Consider the following 703-nt stretch of genomic DNA (forward strand, 5'->3'; position numbering starts at 1 on the left):
TGGATGGCGCCCGCGAGCCCCCACGGACGGGTTTACGGCGCGTCCTGCCAAACCCATCCCGTCCCTCGCAAACGCAGTGACAAACGGCCCGCCATACACCCCCGTCGGTTGTACAACGCGCCCCCGCGCACTACGATCCCTTGCGTTCGCGCAGCCGCCACGGTGGCGCGCGTTGCCCCTTTTCATCGCGCAGGCCCGGCCTGCGCCAGTCAATCGAGGTCTCCATGGTCATCAAACCGCGTGTGCGCGGCTTCATCTGCGTCACCACCCATCCTGTCGGCTGCGATGCGGCCGTCAAGCAGCAGATCGAGTACATCCAGTCCAAGCCGAAGATTGCCAACGGCCCGAAGAAGGTCCTGGTGCTGGGTGCATCCACCGGCTACGGCCTGGCAGCGCGCATCACCGCCGCCTTCGGCAGCGATGCGGCCACCCTCGGCGTGTTCTTCGAGCGCCCGGGTACCGAAACCAAGCCCGGCACCGCCGGCTGGTACAACACCGCCGCTTTCCACAAGTACGCCGAACAGGCTGGCCTGTACGCCAAGAGCGTCAACGGCGATGCGTTCTCCGATGAGGTCAAGGCCAAGGTCATCGAGCTGATCAAGCAGGACCTGGGCCAGGTCGACCAGGTCGTGTACAGCCTGGCCGCACCGCGCCGCAAGCATCCCAAGACCGGCGAAGTGATCAGCTCCACGCTCAAGCCGAT

1 pseudogene is annotated in these 703 nt (G+C 65.9%); it reads left to right on the forward strand.

The features are described 5' to 3' along the window. Window positions 1-224: 224 nt before the first annotated feature. Window positions 225-703, forward strand: a pseudogene (locus ACXJKH_RS21700) (bifunctional NADH-specific enoyl-ACP reductase/trans-2-enoyl-CoA reductase); the annotation flags it as partial.

This window comes from Stenotrophomonas sp. P5_B8, from assembly GCF_054049855.1.